Below are 24,068 nucleotides of genomic sequence, written 5' to 3' on the forward strand. Positions count from 1 at the left end.
CTTGCAACTGCGGCACCTGCGATACTTCGTCAAGATCGTCGAAGCGGGAAGCTTCTCCCGGGCCGCCGCGACGATCCATGTGGCGCAGCCCGCGCTCAGCCAACAGATTGCGGAACTCGAAGAAGAACTCGGCGTGCCGGTGTTGCAGCGCCATGCGCGGGGCATAAGCCCTACGCCCGCTGGCGAGGTGCTTTACCGCGAAGCAGTGGTCATATTGCGGCGGATCGAGCAATTGCCGGGAATTGTGCGTTCGACCGGCGGCGAGCCTGACGGCGTCGTGGCTCTCGGCATGTCATCCACTCTGGCGGCGACGGTTGGCGGGCCCTTCATCCAGACGTGCCGCGAGCGGCTTCCAAAGGTGATGGTGAAGTTTCACATCTCGGACAGCGAGACGCTGAAACGCGAAATCTCGACCCATGCGCTCGACCTGGCGCTTCTTTTCGAGGATCAGTTTGCCGCCGGCTACTCTCGAGCGCCTCTTTTCCGACAGCGTCTCTATTATATCGGAGACAAGCGGATATCGCGGTCCACCGGGACGATCTCGATGGAAAAGCTCGCAAAGCTTCCGCTTGTTCTTCCGACCGCACCGAACATCCTGCGCTCCGTTCTCGATCGCGAGTTCGCCGGGATCGGCGTGTCGCCGAATATCGTCAGCGAGGGAGATCAGCTCAGCTCGATCATGTCTCTTGTCCGACAGGGGCTGGGCGGGACAGTGTTGCCGCGCGGCTTCGAACATGGCGAAGGAGCCGCCGATCTCGGGGTCCCGTCACTGATTGAGCCGCCTCTCTTCCTGACAGCCTCCGTGATGTGGTCGAGCGACACTGCGCTCAGCCGTGCGGCGGAGGCCGTACGCCTCGCGCTAGCGGACTACGTCATCGCGCTTACGCGCGAGCATGTCTATCCAGGGCTCGAGCTTCTTGGTCAAAGTTAGCTATCGGCGGTCAATATAGGCGCATACGAAGACGGTATTTGTGCGCCTTATGGAGATCGGGTTTGTCTGCGGTCCAATGAAGTCGCGCCAATACTGGCGGCCGGCATTGAAGGATCGAAGCAATGGCAAATCTGATTTACCGCGTGGTGTCTGCCTGTGGCGCGCTGGGCTACGGCTATCCGAAGGAATGCCTCGACGAAGCGCTGAAGGGGCGCATCGACGCCATCATTTCCGACGCCGGCTCGATGGATGCCGGTCCCTACTATCTCGGGACGGGCACGGAATATTTCGAACGCGATGCCGTCAAACTCGACTATCGGCACATGGTCGAAGCTGGCAGCAGGCTCGGCGTTCCCGTCATTCTGGGAAGCTGCGGCATGGCCGGCGGCGACCGCAATCTCGACTACATGCTGGATATCGCCAAGGAAGTCTTCGCCGAACTGGGGATCGCCAACGCCAAAGTCGCCGTGATCAGCGCCGAGCTGGACCCCGAAGTCGTCATCAACGAGCTCAAAGCGGGCGCGCTGCGCTGCACCGGGCTCGGTCCGGAGCTCGACGAGGAAGCGCTGCGTGAGAGCACGATCGTCGGACAGATGGGAATCCACCCGCTGATCACAGCGCTGGAGAGTGGCGCGCAATATATCTTTGCCGGCCGCTCTTGTGACATCGCGCTCTTCGCCTCGGATATGATCCGCCGCGGCATCGATGCCGGCCTCGCCTACCATGTCGGGCATGTACTTGAATGCGGCGCGCTAGCCTGCGATCCAGGTTCGCCGTCGGATTGTCTCGTCGCCGAAGTCTACGACGACAACTCGGCGCTGTTCGTCGCCCCCAATCCCACACGCCGCTGCACTTCGTACTCGATCGCCGCGCACTCGCTCTACGAAGAGAGCCATCCGCAGCTCCAGTTCTACCCCGAAGGCATCCTGGCGATGGAGAAGACGGAGTTCTTCTCAAAAGATTCGCGGGTCGCCGGCATACGCAACAGCCGCTTTGTCCGATCGGGTAAGCCCTGGCCGTGGAGCATCAAGCTGGAAGGAGCCCGCCGCCTCGGCGCCCGCAAAGTGTCGCTGCTCCATATCGACCCCGCCGACCTGCCGAAAGTGCCGGCGGACGTGCTGGTCTACGGCCGCAACGGCGTGCAAGCCCAACCCACGGCTTCCGGCCATCGCGAGCTTGGCATCATCATCGAGACCACCGCAAAGTCCGAAGAGGCTGCCGTGCTGCTGGCTAGCCTGCTCACCCATTACCTCATCCACTACGGCTATCCAGGACGAAAGGCAACCGCCGGCAACATTGCCTATCCGCTCTCGCCCAACCTCGTCAACTTCCGCCGATCTAACGGCTCGTTCGGTGCGATCGTTCCTAGCGGCACCCGCGATCCGGTGTTCTTTGCCAACTATGACAAGATCAAGAAGGCGGTGATCAACCTGATCGAAGCCGAATTTCCTACGGCACTTAAAGATGCGAGCTACCGGATCATCGATGCCGACGAGACTGCCCCCGCGATCCTCGTACGCACCATCGATCGCGATGCCGCATCGCTCGCGGCGCGACACGCTGCCGAGGTCGCACGGATCACCAATCTTGTCACGCCCAAGCCAGGCTCTTTGATCGGGCTCGATGCACCCGACGCTTACGAGTGGACGCTCTACCACCTCCTTCAGAACGAGGATGTGATCAAGAACGCCATGTTCCCGATCACCTACTACGACGCGAAAGGAGCGAGCTGGACGAAGACCGGAGAAGCGCGGCCTGCCTATTTCGACGTTGGCGAGACCGGATACTCGCGAAGCCTGGACGACCGCACCCTCTGCCTCATTCAGGAAGTGCCCGTCTCCGGCCTCCGGGTCGGTGAGCATCGGCTGCTCGACATGGCGGTGGTCATCCGCTCCAAGGACGCCGGCATCAATCGGCTTACCTTCGATGTGATCTTCACCTCCGGCGAGAACTACGAGATCGCGTTGAGCTCGAACATGTTCACGCGCGAGAGCGTGGCGCGCATCCTCGACCTGCCGTTGGATCGCGTCGTCGGCACCTTCTTCGTCGATACGTGCAACGCGATCAAGATCTCGATCGACCGGCTCAATATTTCGGCCTCGCCCGACGAACGTGATGTGTTCGGCGCACAGCAGCAGTCCGCGATCGAGAACCTTTCGGTACCCGTCTATGCCCAAGCACTCGCCAAGGTGTCTTCGTTCTGAGCCAACGTCCGCGGGGAGCACTGTCTCCCGCTCCCCGCGACTTTCCTTCAGCAATACCACTCATGGAAGCAATTGTTCTTCGAGCTTCCGACCAACATCGTCAGTTGCCATGCTATCTGCACTCGGTGACGATTTCCCTCGGAATTGCCTACTCCCTCGAATGAGACAGAACTGGAGTTTCGGTTCGCGCGCGCATATCGCGTTGTAAAATAAAGGAAAGATGGCGCACCCGACACGATTCGAACGTGTGACCTTTGCCTTCGGAGGGCAACGCTCTATCCAGCTGAGCTACGGGTGCAACAGGGCTTCATTTAGCCGATTGGCCGGGCAGGGGCAACGGCCCTGCGGGATTCGTTTTTGGAGTGTGTCAGGCACCTGCGCCGTCCCCGAAACGTTGCCGGTAGGCGCGGACATAGGCCTGCTCCGCCGGCTTGAGGTGACGCCTTGTCAGCATGATCAACTCGTCGCGGCGGGAATGCCGAAGGGCCTCGATCATGGCAATGTGATCCTGGCGGGCCTCGTTCAGCGCGCCCGGGTTGGCGTAGGCATAGGAGCGGATGCCCGAAACCTTTTGCGCCAGATTTTCGATGGTCTCGATCAGGCAAGCGTTGCCGCATAGCCCGAACAGAGCGCGGTGGAATTGCACATTGCTGTGGAACACCGCCAGAAGGTCGCCGGCATCCACGGCCTTGCCGTGCTCGCGCTGCACAGCTTCCAGCCGGACGATATCGGCGGGCGCGACGGGAAACGGTAGAATCCGCACCGCCATCACCTCGAGTTCCTCGCGAACATTGTAGATGTCGCTCACCTCACGCGGCTTCAGATCGCGCACGATCGCGCCGCGGTTCGGAATGCGCTCGACGATGCCCCGCTTTTCCAGCTCGAACAGTGCCAGGCGGATGTCGCCGCGATGGGTGTCGAAGGCCGCGCACAGATCCTGCTCAACCAGACGCTCGCGCGGATGTCGCCTGCCGAGCACGACATCTTCCTCGAGCTTTCTGGCGATCAGATGCGCGATCGGCTCGCGCTCATGCGTCGCCGCCGGCGGCAAGACAGCCCCGGAAGTTTTCGCAATGTCGCCGCGAGGGGGCGCCCTTTTGGAGGTTTTGGCAGTGGCCATGGCGCCAATGTGCCATCGGCCGAAACAGTATACAATCTAAAATACTATCTTGTTAACAGAGTGGCTTCGGTCATAATGACCTGCCGCGGCCTGTCAGGGCGAGCGGCGGCAATCAGCCCGCAAAAGCGGCGAAGCAGGGGAGGAATTCAATGTCCGTTTCACGGTATCTGCCGTTCGTTCGCGGCATTCTGCTGGGCGTTGCCATTGCGATGGTGTCGTCGCCAGCGTCGGCGCAAAAGCGCGAATTCTCGTTCGCCTACGACCAGCCGAAGAACAGCGGCTACGGCATCGGCGCCGAAATGTTCAACAAGAAGCTGATGGAGCTCAGCAAGGGCACGCTCTCGATCAATCAATATCCCGGCGCCCAGCTCGGTACCGAGGCGCAGACCCTGCAAAAAGTCCAAACCGGCGACATCGATTTCGTGATGCTGTCGACCGCCAATGCCTCGACCGCGCAGCCGGAGTCGGGCGTGTTCTCGCTTCACTATATCTTCCGCGATGAAGCGCACGCCATCAAGGTGCTCGGCGATCCCGCCGTCATCGCGGCGATGAAGGAATTATACGCGGCCAAGATGAAGGGTGCCCACATGCTGGGGCTCGGATCGCAGGGCCTGCGGCACATGTACGGCAAGAAGCCGGTGCAGGCGGTCGCCGACCTCAAGGGCGTCAAGGTTCGGGTGCAGGCGACCGTGACCGAAGATACGCTTTTCCCGGCCTATGGCGCCCAGGTCGTGCACATGCCGTTCGGCGAAGTCTACACCTCGCTGCAGACCGGCGTCGTCGACATGGCCGAAAACGGCATCAACAATTATCTCGTCAACAAGCACTACGAACCCGCCCCGGTGCTCTCGCTCACCGAGCACGAAGCGAACAATGCCGCTCTGTTCGTCAGCGACAAGATATGGAGCAGCCTCACCGACGAGCAGAAGAAGTGGGTGCAGGCGGCCGCCGACGAGGTCAGCAGGAACGAGCCGGCCCAGGCCTTCAAGCTCGAACACGATGCGCAGGCGAAGCTCGAAAAGATCGGCGTCAAGGTCGTCAAGAGCGTCGACAAGAGCGGCTTCATGGCGATCAGCAAGCCGATCCAGGACAAGTTGGCGGCCGATCTCGGACCGAACGCCGTCAAGGTCCTAGGCATGGTGCGTAACGTCCAATAGCTGGCGGTTCATGTGCGGGCAGCTCGGCGGTTGCCCGCAGTGCCAGTGTCTTGCGGATCAGAGAATCGACATGTCCGGATTCAATAGCCTCGTCCTGGAGGAGCAGCGTCACCTGAAGTGGCGCGCGCTGGACTGGCTCGAGCAGGTTCTGATGATTCTCTGCGGCGTCGCCATCACCGGGTTCTCCGTCCTGGTGATGTGCGACATCGTTACCCGCACCATCGGTCATCCCTGGCTCTGGCTCCAGGAAGCGACGATGACGTTTTTCATCTATGGCATCTTCATCGGCGTGGGCGCGGCGACGCGGCGCAACGATCATCTCTATCTTGCCGTGCTGGCGGAATCGCTCACCGGCAACACGCGGCTGTTCTTCGAGACGTTCAACCGGCTGGTGGTGCTCGGCGTCGCGCTCTGCATGATCTATTTCGGCTATTTGAATTTTCTGGACGGCTTCAAAAGCCTGCGCATGCCGTCAATGACGCCATTGGCGAGCCTGTACGCAGCCATTCCGCTCTGCGGTGTGCTGATCGCCCTTTTCACCATCGAGCAGATCGCCAACGGCTGGAAGAACGGCTTCGGCGGCCTGTCGGATGCCGACGAGAAGAGGAGGGCGCTGTGACGACCAATGGCGGGCTCATCTTCCTGATGGGATTTCTCTTTCTGTTTCTCGGCTATATGGGCGTGCCGGTGGCTTTTGCCCTGATTGCGTCCGTGCTCGTGGTGACGGCGTTCACGCCGGTCAGCCTCGCCTCGATGATGGCGCAGCTCTTCAACGGAATGGATACCGAAGCCCTGCTCGCGGTGCCGTTCTTCCTGCTGGTCGGTGACCTCATGACGTCGGCAAACGTCACCGCCCGCATGATTGCGCTGTCGCAAACGCTGGTCGGACATTTGCGCGGCGGTCTTGCGCAGGTGGTGACGATCTTCAGCATGTTCTTCGCGGGCATCTCCGGCTCGTCCGCCGCCGACGTCGCCATTCTGTCGCGAACGCTGGCGCCCGAAATGAAGCGGGAAGGCTATGATCTCGCCTTCACGGCGGCGCTGATCGCCTCCGCCTCGACGATGGCCAATCTCATCCCGCCCAGTATCATGGCCGTGGTGTATGGCGCGACCGGCAATGTCTCGATCGGCGGCTTGTTCCTCGCTGGCGTGGCGCCCGGCGTATTCGTCGGCATCGGACTGATGATCTACAGTCACTTCTTCGGGCCCGTCGGCATCAAGCGCGAGCGCGCCACATTTGGCATGGTCGCGACTGCCACGAAGCAGGCGGCCGTGCCGCTGATGATCCCGTTCATCATCATGGGCGGCATCCTCACCGGCCAATTCACACCGACCGAGGCGGGCATCATTGCTGTGGCATATATCGTATTCGTGGCGATCCCGTTGCTCAATCGCCGGCATTATCGGCACTTGCCGCGCGACATGGCGCTGACCGGACTGCTTTATTCGATCCCACTCATCACCATCGGCGCCGCATCGGTGTTCGGCTGGATGCTGGCCTATCTACGGGGGCCTGCCGTGGTGTCAGGCTGGATATCGTCGGCGGCTGGCGGCGATCCCTTCCTGATCATGCTGTTGCTGGTCCTCTTGTTTGTCGTGGTCGGCGACTTCATCGATGCGATCCCTGCGATCATCATTTTCATGCCCATCATCGACGATCTGACCAAGAACGCCGATATCAATCCGGTGCACATGGGCGTCGTCATCATCGTTACGCTGGCATTCGGGTTGATCACGCCGCCTTACGGGCTTGCGCTGCTGATGGCATCGAAATTCGTCGGGGTGCGCTTCGGCCGGGCGATGCTGGCGTCGCTCCCCATCTACATCGTGTTCCTCGCCGCGATCGCGTTCTGCATCTTCTTTCCCGAAGTCGTGCTGTGGCTGCCCAAGCACCTGCTTCCGGAATCGGTCGGCTGCTTCAAGAATCCGAGCGGTGCGGGCTATATCTGTCCCTGAGACGACCGATGTGCCCGCAACAATGGTCATTCAGCCGGCAGGCCGGCCGGAGCGCCCCCCAATGGGCAGGGGCACGGTTCGCGCCTTCCGCCAAAATTCTGATCCGTTCCGGCGAATTGGTGCTAGTCTTGACGCGTTGATCTTCTACCATGGATGGGGACGTCCGATGTATAAGAAGGTTCTTCTCGCCTATGACGGTTCGGTCGAGGGGCGGCGCGCGTTGCGGGAGGGCGCAAAGCTCGCACAACTCTGCCGTTCCGAGGTCTTTTTGCTCGCCGTCGTCGAGGTCTCCTCGATCATGACGCCCGAGGCCGGGCTTACGATCCCGATCGAGCTGCAGACCGAGGATTACAAGGCCATCCTGAACGAAGGCGCCGAGCGGCTGAAGGCGCTGGGATTTTCGCCGACCGTGCGGCTCGAGGTCGGCGATGCCGGGCAGAAAATTGCCGAGGTCGCCGAAGAAATCGGCGCGCATCTCGTCGTGGTCGGGCATCGCCCGCAGGGGACGCTGGCACGCTGGTTCGGCTCGATCGGCAGCTATCTGGTCAAGCGCCTGCGCTGCAGTGTGCTGGTGGCCCAGACCGAGATCAGCGACGCCGAATTCGAGCGGTTGAAACCGGCGGAAACGGTGGCCTCGGGATAGCCGTAAGGCTGCGCCGAACTTAGTTCGCGGGAACGATGATCTTGCCGATCGGCCACAGCGCGATCCCGGCAAGTTTTAAGTGTGCCCAGGCAAAGGGAACGCCGATGATGGTTACGGCCAGCAGCACGGCCGTGACGACATGGCCGAGCGCCAGCCACCATCCCGCCAGCACCAGCCAGATGATGTTGCCGATCACCCCGAGCGGGCCGGTGCCGATATCTTCCTGGCCCGTATAGGCGTCGCGCGAGACCGCCGTGAAGCCGAACGGGAACAAGGTGTAGGCCGCGATATTGAACGCGGCCCGCGCCCAGGGAATGCCAATGAGCGTGATCGCCATGACGACGGACGCGACCAGCCAGCCGAACGCCATCCACGCGCCGCCGAGCACGACCCAGATCACATTGAGGAGCAGTGAGACCGGTGACATGGCTGCTATCCCTGTGTTGACGCAATGCTGACGAAACCGCGCTGCGGGCGAACCCGATTGCCCCAGGCCCGGCAGACGCTAGACTGATTCCCACGACGATCAAGCAACAAGCGCGCCAAAGAGCACGTCAAGGGAGAAGCGTTCATGCGTCCGCTCGAATTCGGCTGGTATCTGCCCACGCATGGCGACACCACGGCCTATGGCCTGATGGAAGCGCAGATTCCGGGGTCTCCTGAACTGTGCGACCGCGTGGTGCAGGCGGCGGAGACGGCTGGCTTCGAATATCTCCTGATCCCGGTCGGTTCCGTGTGCTGGGAAGCCTGGATCACAGGTGCGTTCATGGCGGCGCGTTCGTCGTCGATCAAGCCGCTGATCGCGGCGCGGCCTGGGTACATCAATCCGGTGCTGCTGGCGAAGATGATCTCGACCTTCGACCAAATGTCGGGCGGGCGGATCTGCATCAATCTGATCGCCGGTCAGAACGAAAGCGAGGTCGAGGGCGAGGGCGTCCGTTATCCGAAGGAAGCGCGCTACGAATTGATGGAAGAGGAAGTCTCGATCCTGAAGGCACTTTGGACGACGCGCGGGCCGGTGAATTTCGAAGGCAAGTTTCACAAACTGTCTGGCGCGCACATCCGCCCGCGCCCGCACCAGCAGCCGTTTCCAAAGTTCTATCTCGGCGGCGGCTCGCGCCAGGCCTGGGAATTGTCGGCCAAACATTCCGACGTGCATTTGTTCTGGGGCGATCTGCCGGAAAAGATCGCCTCGAATATCGCCGAGATCAGGGAGATGGCGCGCGCGCATGGCCGCGAGAACGACATCGGCTTCGGCATGCGCCTTCAAGTGATCTGCCGCGAGAACGAGGCGGACGCCTGGGGGGCCGCCGATCATCTGGTACGGCATGCGACCGAGCGGCAGAAGCAGGAAATGAAAACGCTTTACAACAAATCGGAAGCGAACCAGCGCGTACAGCAGCTCGCCCGTGAGCATGGCGATCTCCTGCTGCCGCATCTGTGGACCGGCATCACAAAAGTCCGCCCCGGCGCCGGCATTGCCGTAGTCGGCAATCCCGTCCAGTGCGCCGACACGCTGCAGCAATTCATGACGCCGGCTGCCACTCGTTCTGCCTGTCCGGCTATCTGCATGACGAGGAAGCCGAGCGTTTTGGCCGGCTGATCCGGCCCATTCTCGCCGAGAACAATCGCGGCCGGTGGGTGGCGTAGCGCGGACGGCGGATGCCGGCCGTCATGCTGCAGTGCAGCCGAATGCCCGATGACGCCGGGCGCATTGCTGCGCTGCGCCGAGGCACACTCTTTATATCGCTATATCGCTCGCGGTGGTGTGTGGGCGGCGCTAAAGTCGGGCCGCGAATTCAACTGGGTACCGCCAAATGAGTGGATCGAGCTCGGTACTTGCGTGGAACTCCGCGTTGGAGGAATTCGCGCTGTTTCGAACGCTCAGTACCGAACAGCGGCTAAAAGCCCTCAACGCCATGGTCCGCCAGGATCTGGTGCGCGGGCAAATGCTGGTCGCGCAAGGCGGGCCGTCGGACTCGCTCTTCCTGGTGCTGCACGGCGCGCTGGCGGTGCGCAAGACCGGCTATCTCGAACCGATTGCCGAGCTGCGCGCTGGCGAACTGGTCGGCGAAATCGGCTTCTTCGCCGATGTCCCGCGCACCGCTGATGTGATCGCCATCCGCGACACCAGCGTGCTGGCGTTGACGCGTCCGGCCTATCAGAAGCTCGTCGAAGAAGCCCCCGCCATCGTGGAGGCGCTGCTCGCGGCGCTGGCGCGGCGGTTCGCCAAGGAGACCGCGCGCATCACGCCGTTCCCCACTTCGCCGAAAGCGCGAACGGTGGCGCTGATCGACGGCGGATTGGAGCCTCTGCCGGAAACCTTCGATCGCCGGATGCGCGAGGGGCTGGCTGCGACCCATGCCGAGATCGTCGACGCTGCGCGTTTGCATGCGATGTTTCCCGGGCGCGCGCTCGATGCGCATGAAGTCACCGAATGGCTCAACAGGCTCGAACACGCCGCGCCGCTGGTGGTCTATCTCGGCGGCCGCGAGGCTCAGCCCTGGGCGCGCAAGGCGATCCGTCAGGCCGACATGGTCGTGTTCGCCTGTCGCGGCGATGCGCCCGCGGCCCCATTGACGGAAATCGAGGCTTTCGCCTGCGAGGTTCATTCGATTTCGGCCCGCCGTCTCGTCCGCATCCATGACCGGCGAAGCGGCGAGGTCTCCGGCACCGCGGCATGGCTCGCCCGGCTGCCGGCCTTCATGCACCATCATGTCGCGCTCGAAGACCAAATCGATATCGACAGCCTGATTCGTTTTCTATGCGGCCGCGCCGTCGGCTTCGTCGCCGCCGGCGGCGGCAGTTTTGGAACCGCGCATGTCGGAATCTACAAGGCCTTTCGCGAGCGCGGCGCGATGTTCGACATCTTCGTCGGCACCAGCGTCGGCTCGGCCATGGTCGCCGGTTTTGCCAAAAATCTCGAAGCCGAGCATCTCGAGCGCGGCACGCATGAAATCTTCGTCAGGAGCCGAAGCTTTCGGCGGCCGACCTGGCCGCGCTACGCGCTGTTGGATCACAAGGCGTTCGATCGGGCGCTCGCCAATCAATACGGCGCTGACTGCCGGATCGAGGATTGCTGGCGGCCGTTCGCGGCCATCGCTACCAATCTTTCGACGCACAATCTCGAACTGATCCGCACCGGGCCGCTTTGGCAGGCGGTCCGCGCATCGAGCGCGATACCCGGGCTGTTGCCGCCGTTCTACACGGCTGAGGGCGCGATGCTGGTCGATGGATGTCTGATCGACAATGTGCCGGTGGCATCGATGCACCAGCTCAAGAGCGGCCCCAACCTGGTCGTGCATTTCGGCGAACCGGCGGCGGAGATGTTCGATGTCGATTATGCCTCGCTACCGGGACGGCTGGAATTGATCGCCGCGATGCTGACGCCGTTCCGTAAAAAACTGCTTCCGGCGGCGCCGAGCGCGGTGAACGTTTTGTGGCGAAGCCTGGTGGCGCACCAGCGCTACGATACGTTGCCGGTCGGGCCGTTCGATACGGTGATGCGGCCGCCGCTTCCGCTCGATATCGATGTGACGGATTTCGATCGCCACACGGAAATCTTCGAAGCTTCCTACCTCTGGGCCAAGGGGGCCATCGCGGCGCTGGAAGCGGGAGGCAGTTCGGCCATCTCAGCCATCCTCGACGCCGGCGCGCTGGAGCGGCGTCAGGCGACGGCTGTCGCGGCCTCCAATCGCCCACCCAGCAATCGTCTCGCCTCGGCCGCCGGCTTCGGCGCGCTGAACAGATAGCCCTGCATCTGGGTGCAGCCGAGCTGGCGCAGCAGCTCGCGCTGCTGTTCGGTCTCGACACCTTCCGCCGTCGTGCTCATGTTGCGGGCGGCTGCAATGTTCACCACTGCCTGCACGATCGCCGCCGAGCCGTCGACCTCGATGTCGCTGACGAAGCAGCGGTCGATCTTGATCTTGTCGAACGGGAATCGTTTCAGATAGCTCAGCGAGGAGAAGCCGGTGCCGAAATCGTCGAGCGCGATGCGCACGCCGATGGCGCGAAGCTGATGCAGGATGGCGAGAGCCGATTCGTCGTCATGGATCAGCACCGCCTCGGTGATTTCGATCTCGAGCCGGTCGGGCGGCAGGCCGGAGGCGGCCAGCGCGCCGGTGATCCGCAGCGCCAGCGTCGGCGACTTCAACTGGATCGGAGAAACGTTGACGGCGAGCCGAACCCGAGACGGCCAGCTAGCCGCCTCGGTGCAGGCGGTCTGCATGACCCAATCGCCGAGTTCGTTAATCAGGCCGGTGTCTTCGGCAATCGGAATGAATTCGGCCGGAGAGACCATGCCGCGTTCGGGATGCCGCCAACGCAACAGTGCCTCGCAGCCCGTCACCTCACCGCTCGTGAGATCCAGCAGCGGCTGGTAGTGAATTTCGAAGCCGCCGTCGGCCAATGCCTGTCGCAGATCCTGCTCCATGGTGAGCCGTGCCTGGGCGCGCGCATCCATCGCTGGCTCGAAGAAGCGATGGGTGCGGCGTCCCTCGGCCTTGGCGGCGTACATGGCAAGGTCGGCGTGCTTGATCAACTGGTCGAGTTCGATGCCGTCCTCCGGCGCGAGCGCGATGCCGATGCTCGCATCAGTCGAGAGATGATGGCCGAGGCACCGATAGGGCTGCCGTATTGCCTCGTAAACGCGGGCCACGAATTCCTCAACCTCCGTGCGGCCGCCGATCGCGGTCTGGATCACTGCGAATTCGTCGCCGCCGAGACGGGCAATTAGATCGCCGGGCTTGATGCAATCCTTGAGGCAGGCTGCGATCGCCTTCAGTAGTTCGTCGCCGACATGGTGTCCGAGCGAGTCGTTGATGCCCTTGAACTCGTCGATGTCGATATAGAGCAGTGCGAATCGGTCTCCGCCTGCGGCCTTGCGAAGCTCACGCTCGATCTGCTCGCGGAACAGCACCCGGTTCGGAAGGTCGGTCAGCGCGTCGTAATGCGCCAGATGCGCGATCTTCTCATTGGCAAGCCGGCGCTCGGTAACGTCGTCGACGACGTTGATGATGTAATGCGCCTGGCCCGCCGAGTTGCGGATTCCGAGCCGTTTGGAGGTGACGTAGCGCGGGCCCATCCCCTGGGTTTCCCAGACATGCTCGTCCTTGAACAGGCCGTCGGGAGATTGCAGCGTTTCCTTTCGTCGGCCGCGATGATCTCGGCGGCGGCCTGCGGAAAGATGTCGGAGGCCGTCCTGCCGATGATCAGGTCGCGCGAGATGCCGAACTGGGCTTCCGCCACGCGGTTGACCAGCAGATAGCGCCGGTCGTGCACGTCCTTCACGGTGATCTGGGAGGGGATGTGATCGATGATCTGGCTCAGGAAGGCGTAGTTGCGGTCGCGCTCCTGCTCGAGGTTGCGCCGCTCGGTGATGTCTTCCATGGTGGCGATCCACCCGCCATCCGCCAGCGGCTTTCTCACCGTCAAGAATGTGCGCCCGTCGGCGCATTGGATGACGCTGTGACCCGCCTGGCCGCGCGCGATGTTCTGCACGACCGAATCGCAGAATTCATCGACGTCGCCATCGAACGAGCCGCGATCCTTGCGATGCTGCATCAGGTCGCGAAGATGACAACCGGGCTTGACCACGTCGGCCGACAGATTGTGCATGTCGATGTAGCGCTGGTTGAAGGTGACGAGGCGAGCCGAGGCGTCGAACGTCGCCAGACCCTGAATCATGTTGTTCAGGGCGGTATCGAGCCGGCCCCGCTCCGTTTCCAGCCGCTGCTGCGCTTCGCGGCTCTGGCGGATGATCAGGAACAGGATCAGGGCGATCACCACAGCGGACAGCGTTGCCGCGATGAGCAGGAATCTGGTTTGCTCCTGCCAGTCGGCGAGTGCGGCGGCAACCGTGTTGGTCGCGACCACCACGCCCGAGTAGTGCGCGAGTGGAGCCGCAGATCCCAGCCTGGCAGTCTGGTCGATCGGACTTTGCACGCGCAGCGTCTGCGCGCTGCCGCTTTCCCGCACGCGCTGCAGCAGCGGCGCGTTCGAAAAATTCTGACCGATCAGTGCGTCAACACGCGGATAGCGGGCCAGCAAGGTGCCGTCGGCATGAAACATCGAAATAGCGGCGCCGGTTCCGAGCGCGACGGAAGCGAAGAATTTTTCGTAGTTGGCAGGGTTGATGCGCCGCGTCATCACGCCGAGGAAGATGCCGTCTTCGCCCTTCAATCGATGAGCAATGACGGAATTCAGGTTGCCCGTCAGATAGCTGCGAACCGACTCGGCTAGAATGGAAGGTGATCGCGAATCGAACTTGAAGCTCTTGAAGTAGGCCCGCTCGGAAATGTTGAGCTTGGGCGCCGGCAGCGGCCGCGACCAGTTGATCATGTCTCCATTGGAATCGAAGATCGAGATGTCGCCGAGATAGGACAAGACGCCCGCCTTCGATCTCAGGACTTCGTGCGCTTCTGCGCTCGCGACGCGTTGCCGGAATTCCTTCTCCGAGCCGATGCCGGAAATCTGCAGCCGGGAGATCACGTCGTCGGCGAGCGTGTCGGAGTCCTCGAACTGCTGGTCGAAATGGCGGGTGAGCAGAAGAACGGTGTTCTCCAGCTCGCGCTCGCTGTTGACGAGCGCGCGCTCACGGAAATCGCCGGCCATCATGATGGTACCGACGAAAATCGCTGCGACCAGCAAGCCGCCGCAAAGGGTCAGCCACAACACCGGGCCCCGGATCGTTGCGGCAAGGTGCCGTCCGACGGCCGCGGTTCGGGCCTTCATGCCTCGCAGGTGGGTGAAACAGGTCGCGCATTCTCCCTTCTCCCCGGGAACATGCATACGATGCGCGCATGTCATAAGCCGTTAGGAAATCCGGTTACCTAAGCCTTAATCGAGGGTCCTTCGGGGCAATCGCCAGGTCTAACGGCGATAGCCACCGGCTCGCGAATAGGTGGGACGGTTTTCCTGTGCCGGCCGGCTAGTCTGGCTGGCGCGCGCCTCGCTGGCGCGCGGGGTCGTCAGTTTGAGGTCTTCCAGGAAGATCGGTTTTGAAAAATAGTAACCTTGGGCGTAGCGGATCTTGGTCGCTGCTTGCAGGTAGGCCAGTTCCTCGAAAGTTTCGATGCCTTCGGCGATCACGGTCATGCCGAGCGCTTCGCTCAGGGATTCGATTGCCCGCAAGATGCCCTGGCTGCGCGGACGCTTATGGATATCGGTGATGAAGGAGCGGTCGATCTTGATCTCGTCGGCGGTAATGTCGGCCAACGCCGACAGCGACGAATAGCCGATCCCGAAATCGTCGATCGAGATCTTGACGCCGAGCTTGCGGAAGATCGGCAGGATCTCGTCCTGGAAATGCGTCTTGGTCACGAAGGCGTCTTCCGTCACCTCGATCATGAAGCGCTTTGGAAATCCGGTGGCTTCGATCGCCTCGGCGAACGGGCGCATGAATTCGAGATTGCCGGCCTGTTTGGCCGCGACGTTCATGCTGATCGTGGTGTCCGGGCCGAAGTTTTCGTTGATCAGGTCGATCGATTTGACGATCTCGGCCAGCACCAGGTGAGTCAATTCGTCGATCAGGCCGAGTTCGGTGGCAAGATTGATGAAGGTGCTGGGGGCTTGAATCACCCCCTCGTCGTCGCGCAGTCGCACCAGCGCCTCGACGCCCATGAGCTCCTGGGTCCGGATATCGACCTTGGGCTGGAAAGCGCAGCAGAAGCGTTTTTCCAGGATCGCCACCCGCAGCGCCTGCTCGACCTTCATCCGCGCCAGCGCTTCGCGTTCCATGCTGGCGTCGAAGAACGCGGCGGCGCCCTTGCTGCCGTTCTTGACGCGGTACATCGCGATATCGGCGTTTTGACGCAACTCTTCATAGCTGCGTCCGTGCTCGGGGTAGAGGCTGACGCCGATCGAGGTGGAGGCGAAGATTTCAGACTGGTCGATGAAGAACGGCGCCTTCAGTCGCTGCAGAATGAAGCGGATGAATTCGGCGACCTCGCTCTCGCTCTGGACCGGGTTGAGCAGCAGCACGAACTCGTCGCCGCTGATCCGCGACAGAATGTCGGAGTCGCGCAAATCAAGTCCCACCCGCTTGGCGATCTCCGCCAGCAGCCCGTCGCCGACCGAATGTCCATAGTAGTCGTTGATGTGCTTGAAATTATCGACGTCGAGGAAGGCCAACGCGAAAAGGCCCTGTCCGCTGTCGTACTTCAAGAGACTGTTGACGCGATGTTCGATCACGCGCCGCGTCGGCAGCCCGGTCAACTCGTCGTAGTAGGCGGAGCGGAACAGATGCTCCTCGAACGCCTTCTGTTCGGAAATGTCGGTCGAGCTCGAGATCAGTAGATTGCGCTCGGCGATCCGAACCGGCCGGTGGGATGTCAGGAATACCTGCTTGGCTTTGCCACCGGCAATGGATTCTTCCAGCACCGCCGGGCGGCCGGAACGCAGCAATTCGAGGCAGGTTTCGCGGCGATCGTTCAGGTGCGAGGCCTCCGGCGCGGCGGTGGCCATCTGCAGCGCGGCTGCCGCGGCGTCGTTCACCAGCACGAACTCGCCGTTCTCGTCCTGAACCGTCACGCCGGTCGGAAGCAGCCTGAAGATATCCTTTAGGATATTCAGTTCGGATTCGAATGCGCTTTCGTTGCCGGCCTGCGTAGCCGCCGTCTGAAAGTCGTTCTTGTAGGGACTTTGCATGCCGCGGAGCTTGGCAAAGTCGGTTGTAGTATTGGTTAAGCGCACTTCCGAAAAGCCGCAACAACCGTAGGAGTCGGCGATTTCGAACCGCACCGGGCTCGATCGTCATTAACAGAGTGTCAACGCAATGCGAGAGAGTTCGCGCGTGCCGGCGGCAATCGCCTAGCTCGCCGGGATCTTGCATTGCATCGTGCAATGCACGCCGGTCTTCAGGAAGCTGATCTCGGTCTTGCCGTCGAACGAGCGCAGTGCCGATTGCAACAGCTTGGTGCCGAAGCCCGGCGGGCCGACGCCTTCGATCACGGGGCCTTCGGTTTCATCCCAGGTGAGATTGAGGCGATCGTCCGACACCGACCACGACACCTGCAGCAGCCCGCGGGCCGAAGAAAACGCGCCGTACTTGCCTGCATTGGTGGCCAGCTCGTGGAAGATCAGCGCCAGGCTGACCGCGAGTTTGGCCGGCAGAAACAGCGCATCGCCGTTCAAATTGAACCGGACATGGCCGTAGGGTCCGAGCTCGGAACGCAGCATATCCTTGATGTCACAGCCGCTGCCGTCCAGCCGCGCGATCAAATCGTCGGTCGCCGACAATGCGCGGAGGCGGCGATCGATACTGCCCCAGATCTGCGGCTGGTCCTGCAGGACCTGGTGCAGCACGGCGTGGATCGTCGATGTCTTGTTCTTGAGCCGGTGCTGCAACTCCTCGACCAGGAGCTTGCGATATTCCTCTTCCTGGACCAGGCGTTTGGCGTCTTCCCGTTGTTGCGCGACGATCCTCCGGTAATGGTCGACGCCCCAAATGGCAAAGCCGCAAACTGCCCAGAACATCACGAGCAGCGCAAACCGTGCGGAATCGGCCGTGGCACTGCTGAAATTGACGAAGACGCCGAGCGCGCCTCCCGCGATTGCCGTCGCGATCCCGACCCGGGCGCCGCCGACGGCGGCGGCCAGGAACACGGCTGGAAAATAAGGCGTGAAGAATACGTCCGGACGAATCTGGGCAATGCCCCACCGGGCGATCGTCGACAAGGCAAGACAGCCGGCCGCGAACACGGTGCTGGAAAGCAGGGAGGGCTGGGAGATCCCCTGCCAGCCGTGCCTGAGCTCGTCGATCAATTTCTTCATCGGGGTTGTCACTTCACGTGATCAGCGCATCCAAAATATGGCCGATCATACCGAAAATCGGGGATTTCGTGGCGCGGAAGGCAGCAAGGCCAGCCGAGCGCCGGGCGATTGCGATGGAACAAGCTCGCTTGCCTTGTCCTTGAGAGGCGGGAATATTGGCATCAACGAATTTCGACGGGGGTAACAACATGGGACGGCTGGACGGCAAGGTCGCAGTGATCACCGGCGCGACCAGCGGCATCGGATTGCACACCGCGGAGCTATTCGTCGCCGAGGGCGCAAAAATCGTCATCGCCGGGCGCCGCGCGCCGGAGGGCGAGGCGCTGGCCACGAAGCTCGGCGCCAACTGCATCTTCCGCCAGACCGACGTCACGGTGGAAGAACAGATGAGCGCGCTGATCGGGCTTGCGGTGGAAAAGTTCGGCCGCATCGATTGCCTGTTCAACAATGCCGGCGGCCCGGCGCAGACCGGCGGCATCGAAGGCCTCGAGGTCGAGCGGTTTGACGCCGCGATGGCGACGCTGGTGCGCAGCGTGATGCTCGGCATGAAACATGCGGCGCCGCATATGCGCAAGCAGGGTTCCGGCAGCATCATCAACAACGGCAGCATTGCCGGCCGCCTCGCCGGCTTTTCGTCGTCGATGGTCTATAGCGCGGCAAAGGCCGCCGTCATTCATCTCACCAAATGCGTGGCGATGGAGCTCGGCGAAGCCAACATCCGCGTCAATTCGATTTCGCCCGGCGCGATCGCGACCGGCATTTTCGGTAAAGCGCTCGGCCTGTCGGTGGAAGCCGCCGAAAAGACCTCGGCCGTGATGCGCGAGGTCTACAAGGCCGCGCAGCCGATTCCGCGCGCCGGTCTGCCAGAGGATATCGCGCACGCCGCGGTGTTTCTGGCCAGCGACGAATCCTCCTTCATCAACGGCCACGATCTGGTGGTCGACGGCGCCATGACCGGCGGCCGCAACTGGAGCCAGCAGCAGCAGGGTTATGTCACGCTGAGGAAGGCGTTCGATCAGGGGTAGGGTCACGGCTACAAATTGCAAGCGGAGACGCAAATGTCTGCAACATTCCGGCTGTCACAACCAGCCAACTCTCGCCCGTTCTATCTCGCCATCATCGCCGGGGTCGCCTGTGCCTTCGTCATCAGCAAGACGCTGCCGTCGACCATGGACGCGGTGTCAGCGATCATCGAGCCGCTCTGCGCCAACAGCGTGACCGGTTCGACGCAGGATGTCGTCGAGCCGATCAGCTCGCATGCACTGCCGAACGTGCCGGGCAAGCGCGTTACGATCGTGCGCGTATTCTACGGCCCGGGCGGCTTTACGCCTGCGCATCAGCATGCCGGCTCCGTCACCGCCTACGTCACCAAGGGCGAGATCCGCTCGCAGCTTGCCGGCGGCCCGATCGAGACGTTTGGGGTGGGTCAGTCGTTCTTCGAGCCGCCTGGCTCAACCCACCTGGTCTCGGCCAATGCCAGCACTACGGAGCCGGCGGAATTGATCGCGGTGTTCGTGGCCGATGAAGGCGCGCAGCTCACGACGCTGGTGAAGTAAGAGCGCACCCCGATCCCAACTCGTCATGCCGCGGGCATAGCCGTTCGAAGAACGGCGTCGCTTCCGCTCGCCTATGCCCCGCGCATCGATCGAAAAGAATCAAGCGAAGCGCGATGGATTGCCGGGTCAAGCCCGGCAATGACGGCTAGATCGCCTTCACCACCACCCGCAGCCCGTCCCGCGGCTTCGGGATCGGCCACATCTGCCAGTCCGCCTTGTAACCGGACTCCAGCGACACTTCGAGATTCTGCAGGAAATGCCGTGCAAAGGTCTTCGCCTGCATGTAGGCGAAGTGCAGGCCGAGGCACATATGCGCCCCGCCGCCGAACGGCACCCAGGCGAAGCGGTGGCGGGTGCGCTGCGCCTCGTCGGAGAAACGCATCGGATCGAACTTGTCCGGCTCGGGCCAGATCTCCGGCATATGGTGCGTGAACAGCGGATTGACGCCGACCAGCGTGCCGGCGGGAATGTCGTACCCCTTAAACGAAAAGCCGCGCACCGCGCGGCGCGGCATCGACGGCACCGGCGGCTTCAGCCGCAGCGCCTCCTTGAACGCCATTTCCGACAGCGGCATCTTTTCGAGATTGTCGATGCTGGAGGGATCGTTGGCCTCGATGCCGAGGCCTTTGACTTCCTCGCGCAACTGCTGCTGCCATTCGGGGTGGGCGGCAAGCTCGCCGACAAAGGATGTCAGCGACGATGTCAGCGTGTCATGCGCCGCCATCATCAGAAAACTCATGTGGTCGATGATGTCCTGGGTCGACAGCAGCGCACCGTCCTCGTGCGTCGCCTGGCATAGCTGCGAGAATAGGTCATCGCCGCCGCCACGCGCGCGGCGGATCGGAATCTGCTCGGAGAAGTAGGCAACGATCCGCTTGCGGCCCGCAACGCCGCGACCCATCTGCGTGAACGGCAGCGGCCGCCGGATCGGCGCCACGGCGGCGGCCACCATGTCGATGAAGGCGCGGGTGATCTCGTCGACCTCAGGCCCGATATCGGCGCCGAGGAACGACGTCGCCGCCAGATCGAGCGTGAGCTGCTTCATCGCCGGATACACCAGCATCTCGCCTGGCTGCGCCTTCCACTGCTTGACCCGCGCGGCAATGCCGCGGTCGAGATCGACGAGGTAGGACTTCATCGGTCCCGACTTGAACGCGACCGACAGCGCGCGGCGGTGCAGGCGGTGCTCTTCAAAATCCAGCAGCATCAGCCCGCGCGGAAACAACAGGCCGAGGATCGGCCCCCAGCCATGGGTGGAGGAGAACAGGCGCGCCTGGTCGAATAGCACGAGCTCGTTGGCCTCGGGCCCGAGCATCGTCACGCTGGTCTCGCCGAACAGATGGGTACGGTAGATCAGACCGTATTTGGCGGCCGACTTCTCAATCTGTCCCTTGGGGTCGGCCAGCACCGCCAGCGTGTTGCCGATGAACGGCCACCCTTCGTTACCGGGAATGTGCCGCAACGCCTTGGGGTTCGGCGGCACCGGGATATTGACGGGGGAAGCCACACTCTGCATCGACATGGCAATTGCTCCGGTTGAGCTTCGGATTGCGAGTATTATCGCCCGTGTCAGCGGCTTTGTCGCGGCCTTAAATTGTCTCCCGGTATGGCAATAGGGCAAAGCTGCCAACCCCGTCATTGCGAGCGTAGCGAAGCAATCCATGTCCCCCGCTTGTGGCGCTATGGATTGCTTCGCTTCGCTCGCAATGACGGGGACAGATCTCGTTGCCCCTCACAAAGCCCATTACGCCTTGCGCTTCGCCGCTTCCTTCTGCAGGTCGGGCGCATTCACGGCGGGAATCGCGACGCGGCCGGGGCCGGTGTGCTGCAAGGCGGCGGCGGCCTTTTCGTTTTCCATGATCTTGGCCATCACGGCCTGGCCCGCGCGCTCGAACACCGCGCGGTTCTCGACCAGGAATTTTTGCGATTCGCGCAGTTTTGCGACATAGCCGTTGATTTCGGGGATCACGTAGCGCGCGACCATGTCCCAGCTACGCCTTGTGTTTTCCGGATTGGCCCAGTCGTGCACGAAGCCGATGATGGCCCCGACGCCGCCCGAGACCTGCATCAGGTTCTTGATGGTTTTGACCAGATCATCCGGCGTGCCGATGGTGGAGGCGGCATTTTCGCCGCCGGCGGTTTTCTCGATCGCGTCCTCGGGCGAGGTGAACGGCTCCAGCCCCGGCCGCTGCAGCGTGCGCACATTATATTCGTTGTGCCAGCGCATCAGGCCGGCACCGGCCTCGCGCTGCGCCTGTTCGCGCGTCTCGGCGATGTGCCAGCTTAGCAGCACGCGCCAGTCCGAACGGCTTACGGTGGTGCCGGCCTTTCTGGCGGCATCCTCGGCAAAGCCCCATTGCGTCGGCAGCGCCATCAGGCCCTGCGTCGACATCGAGCCGAGCGAGATGATGCCGATGCCGTATTTGCCGGCAAGCGTCATGCCTGACGGTGAAATCTGCGACGCCACCACGAACGGCATGTCTTCCTGCAGCGGCAGCAATTGCAGCGCCGCGTCCTGCATGGTGAACCAGTCGCTCTTGGCGGTGACGCGCTCGCCCCTAAACAGCCGGCGGATGATCGCGATCGCCTCGTCCTGGCGGTCGCGCTGCGTCATCGGATCGATGCCGAGCGTGTGCGCGTCGGAGGCGAGCGCGCCCGGACCTGAGCCGAAAATGGCGCGGCCGCCGGTCATCCAGTCGAGCTGCACCATGCGCTGCGCGACATTGTAAGGGTGGTGGTAGGGCAGCGAGACCACGCCGGTACCGAGCTTGATGCGCTTGGTCCGCTCGCCGGCAGCGGCCAGAAACATTTCCGGCGAGGCGATCATTTCCCAGCCCGAGGAATGGTGCTCGCCGCACCAGAATTCGTCGAAGCCGAGCGTGTCGATCTGTTCGACAAAGTCGAGGTCGCGACGAAATTGCAGCAACGGATGCTCGCCAATCGGATGATGCGGGGCGAGAAAGGCTCCGAATTTCAGGCGTGCCATGGGTGGTTCTCTCCGGGTCTATTGTTCTTTGGAATTGCTTGGCAGGAAACCTACGGGGTGGGCCGTAGCAAGGCAACCTCGTCAGCCCGCCGGCAGCGCATGGTTGTCGCGCGTAGTTGGCTGACTTGCCGCCGCCCGGAATTACGCGCGCCTTCCCGGCTGAATTTGAGGAAAGTTACCCGCCAGGTAATCGCCGGGATGATCAGGGCTTGAGATCATCGGGCGCAAGGACCCCGGACAAGGCCATTCTCATGCATCAGATCGTCTCCAATCCCGTCGATACTTCGCGTCGCTGGCTCGTGCTCGCGACCGTCGTTGCGGCACAGTTCATGTTCGGGGTCGATGCCTTCATCGTCAATGTCGCGATCCCGACCATTGCGGCCGAGCTGCACGCGAGCGCGGCGCAGATCGAGGCGGTCATCGCGATATACCTGATCGCCTATGCCACCCTCGTCATCACCGGCGGAAGGCTCGGTGATATCTACGGCACGCGCAACGTGTTCATCGCAGGCGTCGCGGGCTTCACAATTACCTCGCTGTGGTGCGCGCTGGCGCAATCCGGTTCCGAACTGATCGCCGCGCGCTTGGCGCAGGGCGCGACCGCAGCATTTATGGTGCCGCAGGTGCTCGCCACCATTCACCTCTTGTTCGCGGACGCCTCGCGCGCCCGCGCCTTTGGCATCTACGGCATCGTGCTCGGTTTGGCCGGTGCCGCCGGCTTTCTGCTCGGCGGCGTTCTGGTGGCGCTCGATCTCGCAGGCCTCGGCTGGCGTGCGGTGTTCTTCGTCAAAGTACCCTTTGGCGCTGTCATCATGGCTGCGGCTTTCAGGATCATGCCGATGGCGCCGCGCCGGGCCGGGACGCGGCTCGATATATCAGGCGCCATCGTCCTGTTTCTCGGGCTGTTGTGCCTGATCGGCCCGCTGCTGTTCGGCCATGACCTGCACTGGTCGCTAGCGGTCTGGCTGGCGATGGCGGTGGGTCTTGCCATCATCGCCGCCTTCCTGCGGCTGGAGCGTGCGGTCGCCTGCCGCGGCGGCATGCCGCTGATCGATCTCTCGTTGCTGTCGGATGCCGCGTTCATGCGCGGATTGGCTGCGGTGTTCTCTTTCTTCTTCGCCAACCTGTCGTTCTATCTCGTTATGACAATTTACATGCAGAAGGGACTGCACATTCCGCCGCTGCAGGCTGGCCTCGTCTTCCTGCCGCTGGCGCTGACCTTCGTGATCGCCTCGCGGCATAGTGGAATACGGGCCAAACATCGCGGCACGCTGGTATTGATCGAGGGTTGTGCGGTGCAGATTGCGGGCCTTGCGGTCCTGGCGGCAGCGGTCGAATGGATCGAGGCGCCGTCCGCGATCGTACTTGCGCTGGTGCTGACGATTTTCGGTTATGGCCAGGGGCTCGTGATGGCACCGTTGTCGAGCGCCGTGCTCTCGACTGTGAAACCGGCAAGCGCCGGTGCGGGCTCCGGCATGTACGGCACGACCGCGCAAATCGCCAACGCGGCCGGCGTGGCCGCAATCGGCGCGGCCTTCTTCGCGATCGAAGCCGCCCAGTCGGCGCGGCCGGCGCTGCTCGTCGCGTGCGCGCTGTTTGCGTTGTCGATCATCGTCTGCGCCGCATTCCTGACATGGATGCGTCGGATCACAGGATGACAAATTAACGTCAACTGCCAAAATTTGATTGTGGGGAATGACAGTGCACGGCCTTTCTATTTTGCAGTGCAACAACTATCTGTTCT

The 24,068-nt window shown here is 62.5% G+C and carries 18 protein-coding genes, 1 tRNA gene and 1 pseudogene; 11 read left to right on the forward strand and 9 right to left on the reverse strand.

Going from position 1 to position 24,068, the window contains the following annotated elements:
* Window position 1 precedes the first annotated feature (1 nt).
* Window positions 2–931 (forward strand): LysR substrate-binding domain-containing protein, encoded by a 930-nt coding sequence (locus tag V1273_RS01925; RefSeq protein WP_334408543.1) that lies wholly within the window; start codon window positions 2–4, stop codon window positions 929–931.
* A 122-nt stretch (window positions 932–1,053) separates the two neighbouring features.
* The gene (locus V1273_RS01930) at window positions 1,054–3,135 is read left to right on the forward strand and encodes a DUF4387 family protein (protein WP_334365997.1); all 2,082 of its coding nucleotides are present in this window, start codon (window positions 1,054–1,056) and stop codon (window positions 3,133–3,135) included.
* 221 nt (window positions 3,136–3,356) lie between these two features.
* On the opposite strand, the gene V1273_RS01935 is transcribed toward V1273_RS01930, so the two are convergent.
* Window positions 3,357–3,433, reverse strand: a tRNA-Arg gene (locus V1273_RS01935).
* 69 nt (window positions 3,434–3,502) lie between these two features.
* A complete protein-coding gene (locus tag V1273_RS01940) occupies window positions 3,503–4,255 on the reverse strand; it encodes a GntR family transcriptional regulator (protein WP_334408544.1) in 753 nt (250 codons plus the stop codon).
* Window positions 4,256–4,404: 149 nt separating this feature from the next.
* Here V1273_RS01940 and V1273_RS01945 point away from each other — a divergent pair, with 149 nt between their 5' ends.
* The 4 genes from V1273_RS01945 (at window position 4,405) to V1273_RS01960 (ending at window position 8,011) form a co-directional block, all read left to right on the forward strand.
* Window positions 4,405–5,412 carry a TRAP transporter substrate-binding protein gene (locus tag V1273_RS01945; protein WP_334408545.1) on the forward strand — a complete coding sequence of 336 codons (1,008 nt, stop codon included), beginning with the start codon at window positions 4,405–4,407 and terminating at the stop codon, window positions 5,410–5,412.
* A gap of 70 nt (window positions 5,413–5,482) precedes the next feature.
* The gene (locus V1273_RS01950; RefSeq protein ID WP_334408547.1) at window positions 5,483–6,031 is read left to right on the forward strand and encodes a TRAP transporter small permease; all 549 of its coding nucleotides are present in this window, start codon (window positions 5,483–5,485) and stop codon (window positions 6,029–6,031) included.
* Between the two features lie 26 nt (window positions 6,032–6,057).
* Window positions 6,058–7,368 carry a TRAP transporter large permease gene (locus V1273_RS01955; protein WP_334376964.1) on the forward strand — a complete coding sequence of 437 codons (1,311 nt, stop codon included), beginning with the start codon at window positions 6,058–6,060 and terminating at the stop codon, window positions 7,366–7,368.
* Between the two features lie 166 nt (window positions 7,369–7,534).
* Window positions 7,535–8,011 carry a universal stress protein gene (locus V1273_RS01960; protein ID WP_334371323.1) on the forward strand — a complete coding sequence of 159 codons (477 nt, stop codon included), beginning with the start codon at window positions 7,535–7,537 and terminating at the stop codon, window positions 8,009–8,011.
* 19 nt (window positions 8,012–8,030) lie between these two features.
* Here the strand turns inward: V1273_RS01960 and V1273_RS01965 are convergent, their stop codons facing one another.
* On the reverse strand, window positions 8,031–8,438 hold the full coding sequence (locus V1273_RS01965; protein WP_334366002.1) for a YccF domain-containing protein: 408 nt from the start codon (window positions 8,436–8,438) through the stop codon (window positions 8,031–8,033).
* 144 nt (window positions 8,439–8,582) lie between these two features.
* Here V1273_RS01965 and V1273_RS01970 point away from each other — a divergent pair, with 144 nt between their 5' ends.
* Window positions 8,583–9,614: an LLM class flavin-dependent oxidoreductase gene (locus V1273_RS01970; RefSeq protein WP_334408548.1), complete on the forward strand. Its 1,032-nt coding sequence runs from the start codon at window positions 8,583–8,585 to the stop codon at window positions 9,612–9,614.
* Window positions 9,615–9,828: 214 nt separating this feature from the next.
* Window positions 9,829–11,763, forward strand: a complete 1,935-nt coding sequence (locus V1273_RS01975) for a patatin-like phospholipase family protein (RefSeq protein WP_334408549.1) — start codon at window positions 9,829–9,831, stop codon at window positions 11,761–11,763.
* Here V1273_RS01975 and V1273_RS01980 read toward each other — a convergent pair.
* The 4 genes and pseudogenes from V1273_RS01980 to V1273_RS01995 form a co-directional block, all read right to left on the reverse strand.
* A pseudogene (locus V1273_RS01980) lies at window positions 11,679–14,743 on the reverse strand (bifunctional diguanylate cyclase/phosphodiesterase). The gene V1273_RS01975 and the pseudogene V1273_RS01980 sit on opposite strands and share 85 nt — an antisense overlap.
* Window positions 14,744–14,881: 138 nt before the next feature.
* Window positions 14,882–16,657: a putative bifunctional diguanylate cyclase/phosphodiesterase gene (locus tag V1273_RS01985; RefSeq protein ID WP_334408550.1), complete on the reverse strand. Its 1,776-nt coding sequence runs from the start codon at window positions 16,655–16,657 to the stop codon at window positions 14,882–14,884.
* A gap of 162 nt (window positions 16,658–16,819) precedes the next feature.
* Entirely contained in the window at window positions 16,820–17,782 is a 963-nt protein-coding gene (locus tag V1273_RS01990) for a sensor histidine kinase (RefSeq protein ID WP_334366006.1), read from the reverse strand.
* A 13-nt stretch (window positions 17,783–17,795) separates the two neighbouring features.
* On the reverse strand, window positions 17,796–17,972 hold the full coding sequence (locus V1273_RS01995; protein WP_334366007.1) for a hypothetical protein: 177 nt from the start codon (window positions 17,970–17,972) through the stop codon (window positions 17,796–17,798).
* Between V1273_RS01995 and V1273_RS02000 the strand changes: the two genes are divergently transcribed.
* Both V1273_RS02000 and V1273_RS02005 read left to right on the forward strand, forming a co-directional pair.
* Window positions 17,971–18,807, forward strand: a complete 837-nt coding sequence (locus V1273_RS02000) for an SDR family NAD(P)-dependent oxidoreductase (RefSeq protein WP_334408551.1) — start codon at window positions 17,971–17,973, stop codon at window positions 18,805–18,807. The genes V1273_RS01995 and V1273_RS02000 overlap by 2 nt on opposite strands.
* A 33-nt stretch (window positions 18,808–18,840) precedes the next feature.
* Window positions 18,841–19,338, forward strand: a complete 498-nt coding sequence (locus V1273_RS02005; RefSeq protein ID WP_334366009.1) for a cupin domain-containing protein — start codon at window positions 18,841–18,843, stop codon at window positions 19,336–19,338.
* Window positions 19,339–19,483: 145 nt separating this feature from the next.
* On the opposite strand, the gene V1273_RS02010 is transcribed toward V1273_RS02005, so the two are convergent.
* Together V1273_RS02010 and V1273_RS02015 are read right to left on the reverse strand one after the other, a co-directional pair.
* Entirely contained in the window at window positions 19,484–20,860 is a 1,377-nt protein-coding gene (locus V1273_RS02010) for a cytochrome P450 (RefSeq protein ID WP_334408552.1), read from the reverse strand.
* A gap of 222 nt (window positions 20,861–21,082) precedes the next feature.
* A complete protein-coding gene (locus tag V1273_RS02015) occupies window positions 21,083–22,324 on the reverse strand; it encodes an LLM class flavin-dependent oxidoreductase (RefSeq protein ID WP_334366011.1) in 1,242 nt (413 codons plus the stop codon).
* A gap of 251 nt (window positions 22,325–22,575) precedes the next feature.
* On the opposite strand from V1273_RS02015, the gene V1273_RS02020 reads away from it, so the two are divergent.
* Complete coding sequence (locus tag V1273_RS02020) at window positions 22,576–23,982, forward strand: MFS transporter (RefSeq protein ID WP_334408554.1); 1,407 nt, start codon at window positions 22,576–22,578, stop codon at window positions 23,980–23,982.
* Window positions 23,983–24,068: the final 86 nt, after the last annotated feature.

The sequence above is a fragment of the Bradyrhizobium sp. AZCC 1721 genome, from assembly GCF_036924715.1.
Classification (GTDB): Bacteria; Pseudomonadota; Alphaproteobacteria; order Rhizobiales; family Xanthobacteraceae; genus Bradyrhizobium.

What these genes read in the sequence shown, in the direction of transcription:
- V1273_RS01930 (WP_334365997.1), top strand. Translation starts at nt 1,054, where the DNA reads ATGGCAAATCTGATTTACCGCGTGGTGTCTGCCTGTGGCGCGCTGGGC.
- V1273_RS01940 (WP_334408544.1), bottom strand. Translation starts at nt 4,255, where the DNA reads ATGGCCACTGCCAAAACCTCCAAAAGGGCGCCCCCTCGCGGCGACATT.
- V1273_RS01945 (WP_334408545.1), top strand. Translation starts at nt 4,405, where the DNA reads ATGTCCGTTTCACGGTATCTGCCGTTCGTTCGCGGCATTCTGCTGGGC.
- V1273_RS01950 (WP_334408547.1), top strand. Translation starts at nt 5,483, where the DNA reads ATGTCCGGATTCAATAGCCTCGTCCTGGAGGAGCAGCGTCACCTGAAG.
- V1273_RS01955 (WP_334376964.1), top strand. Translation starts at nt 6,058, where the DNA reads ATGGGATTTCTCTTTCTGTTTCTCGGCTATATGGGCGTGCCGGTGGCT.
- V1273_RS01960 (WP_334371323.1), top strand. Translation starts at nt 7,535, where the DNA reads ATGTATAAGAAGGTTCTTCTCGCCTATGACGGTTCGGTCGAGGGGCGG.
- V1273_RS01965 (WP_334366002.1), bottom strand. Translation starts at nt 8,438, where the DNA reads ATGTCACCGGTCTCACTGCTCCTCAATGTGATCTGGGTCGTGCTCGGC.
- V1273_RS01970 (WP_334408548.1), top strand. Translation starts at nt 8,583, where the DNA reads ATGCGTCCGCTCGAATTCGGCTGGTATCTGCCCACGCATGGCGACACC.
- V1273_RS01975 (WP_334408549.1), top strand. Translation starts at nt 9,829, where the DNA reads ATGAGTGGATCGAGCTCGGTACTTGCGTGGAACTCCGCGTTGGAGGAA.
- V1273_RS01985 (WP_334408550.1), bottom strand. Translation starts at nt 16,657, where the DNA reads ATGCAAAGTCCCTACAAGAACGACTTTCAGACGGCGGCTACGCAGGCC.
- V1273_RS01990 (WP_334366006.1), bottom strand. Translation starts at nt 17,782, where the DNA reads ATGAAGAAATTGATCGACGAGCTCAGGCACGGCTGGCAGGGGATCTCC.
- V1273_RS02000 (WP_334408551.1), top strand. Translation starts at nt 17,971, where the DNA reads ATGGGACGGCTGGACGGCAAGGTCGCAGTGATCACCGGCGCGACCAGC.
- V1273_RS01995 (WP_334366007.1), bottom strand. Translation starts at nt 17,972, where the DNA reads ATGTTGTTACCCCCGTCGAAATTCGTTGATGCCAATATTCCCGCCTCT.
- V1273_RS02005 (WP_334366009.1), top strand. Translation starts at nt 18,841, where the DNA reads ATGTCTGCAACATTCCGGCTGTCACAACCAGCCAACTCTCGCCCGTTC.
- V1273_RS02010 (WP_334408552.1), bottom strand. Translation starts at nt 20,860, where the DNA reads ATGTCGATGCAGAGTGTGGCTTCCCCCGTCAATATCCCGGTGCCGCCG.
- V1273_RS02015 (WP_334366011.1), bottom strand. Translation starts at nt 22,324, where the DNA reads ATGGCACGCCTGAAATTCGGAGCCTTTCTCGCCCCGCATCATCCGATT.
- V1273_RS02020 (WP_334408554.1), top strand. Translation starts at nt 22,576, where the DNA reads ATGCATCAGATCGTCTCCAATCCCGTCGATACTTCGCGTCGCTGGCTC.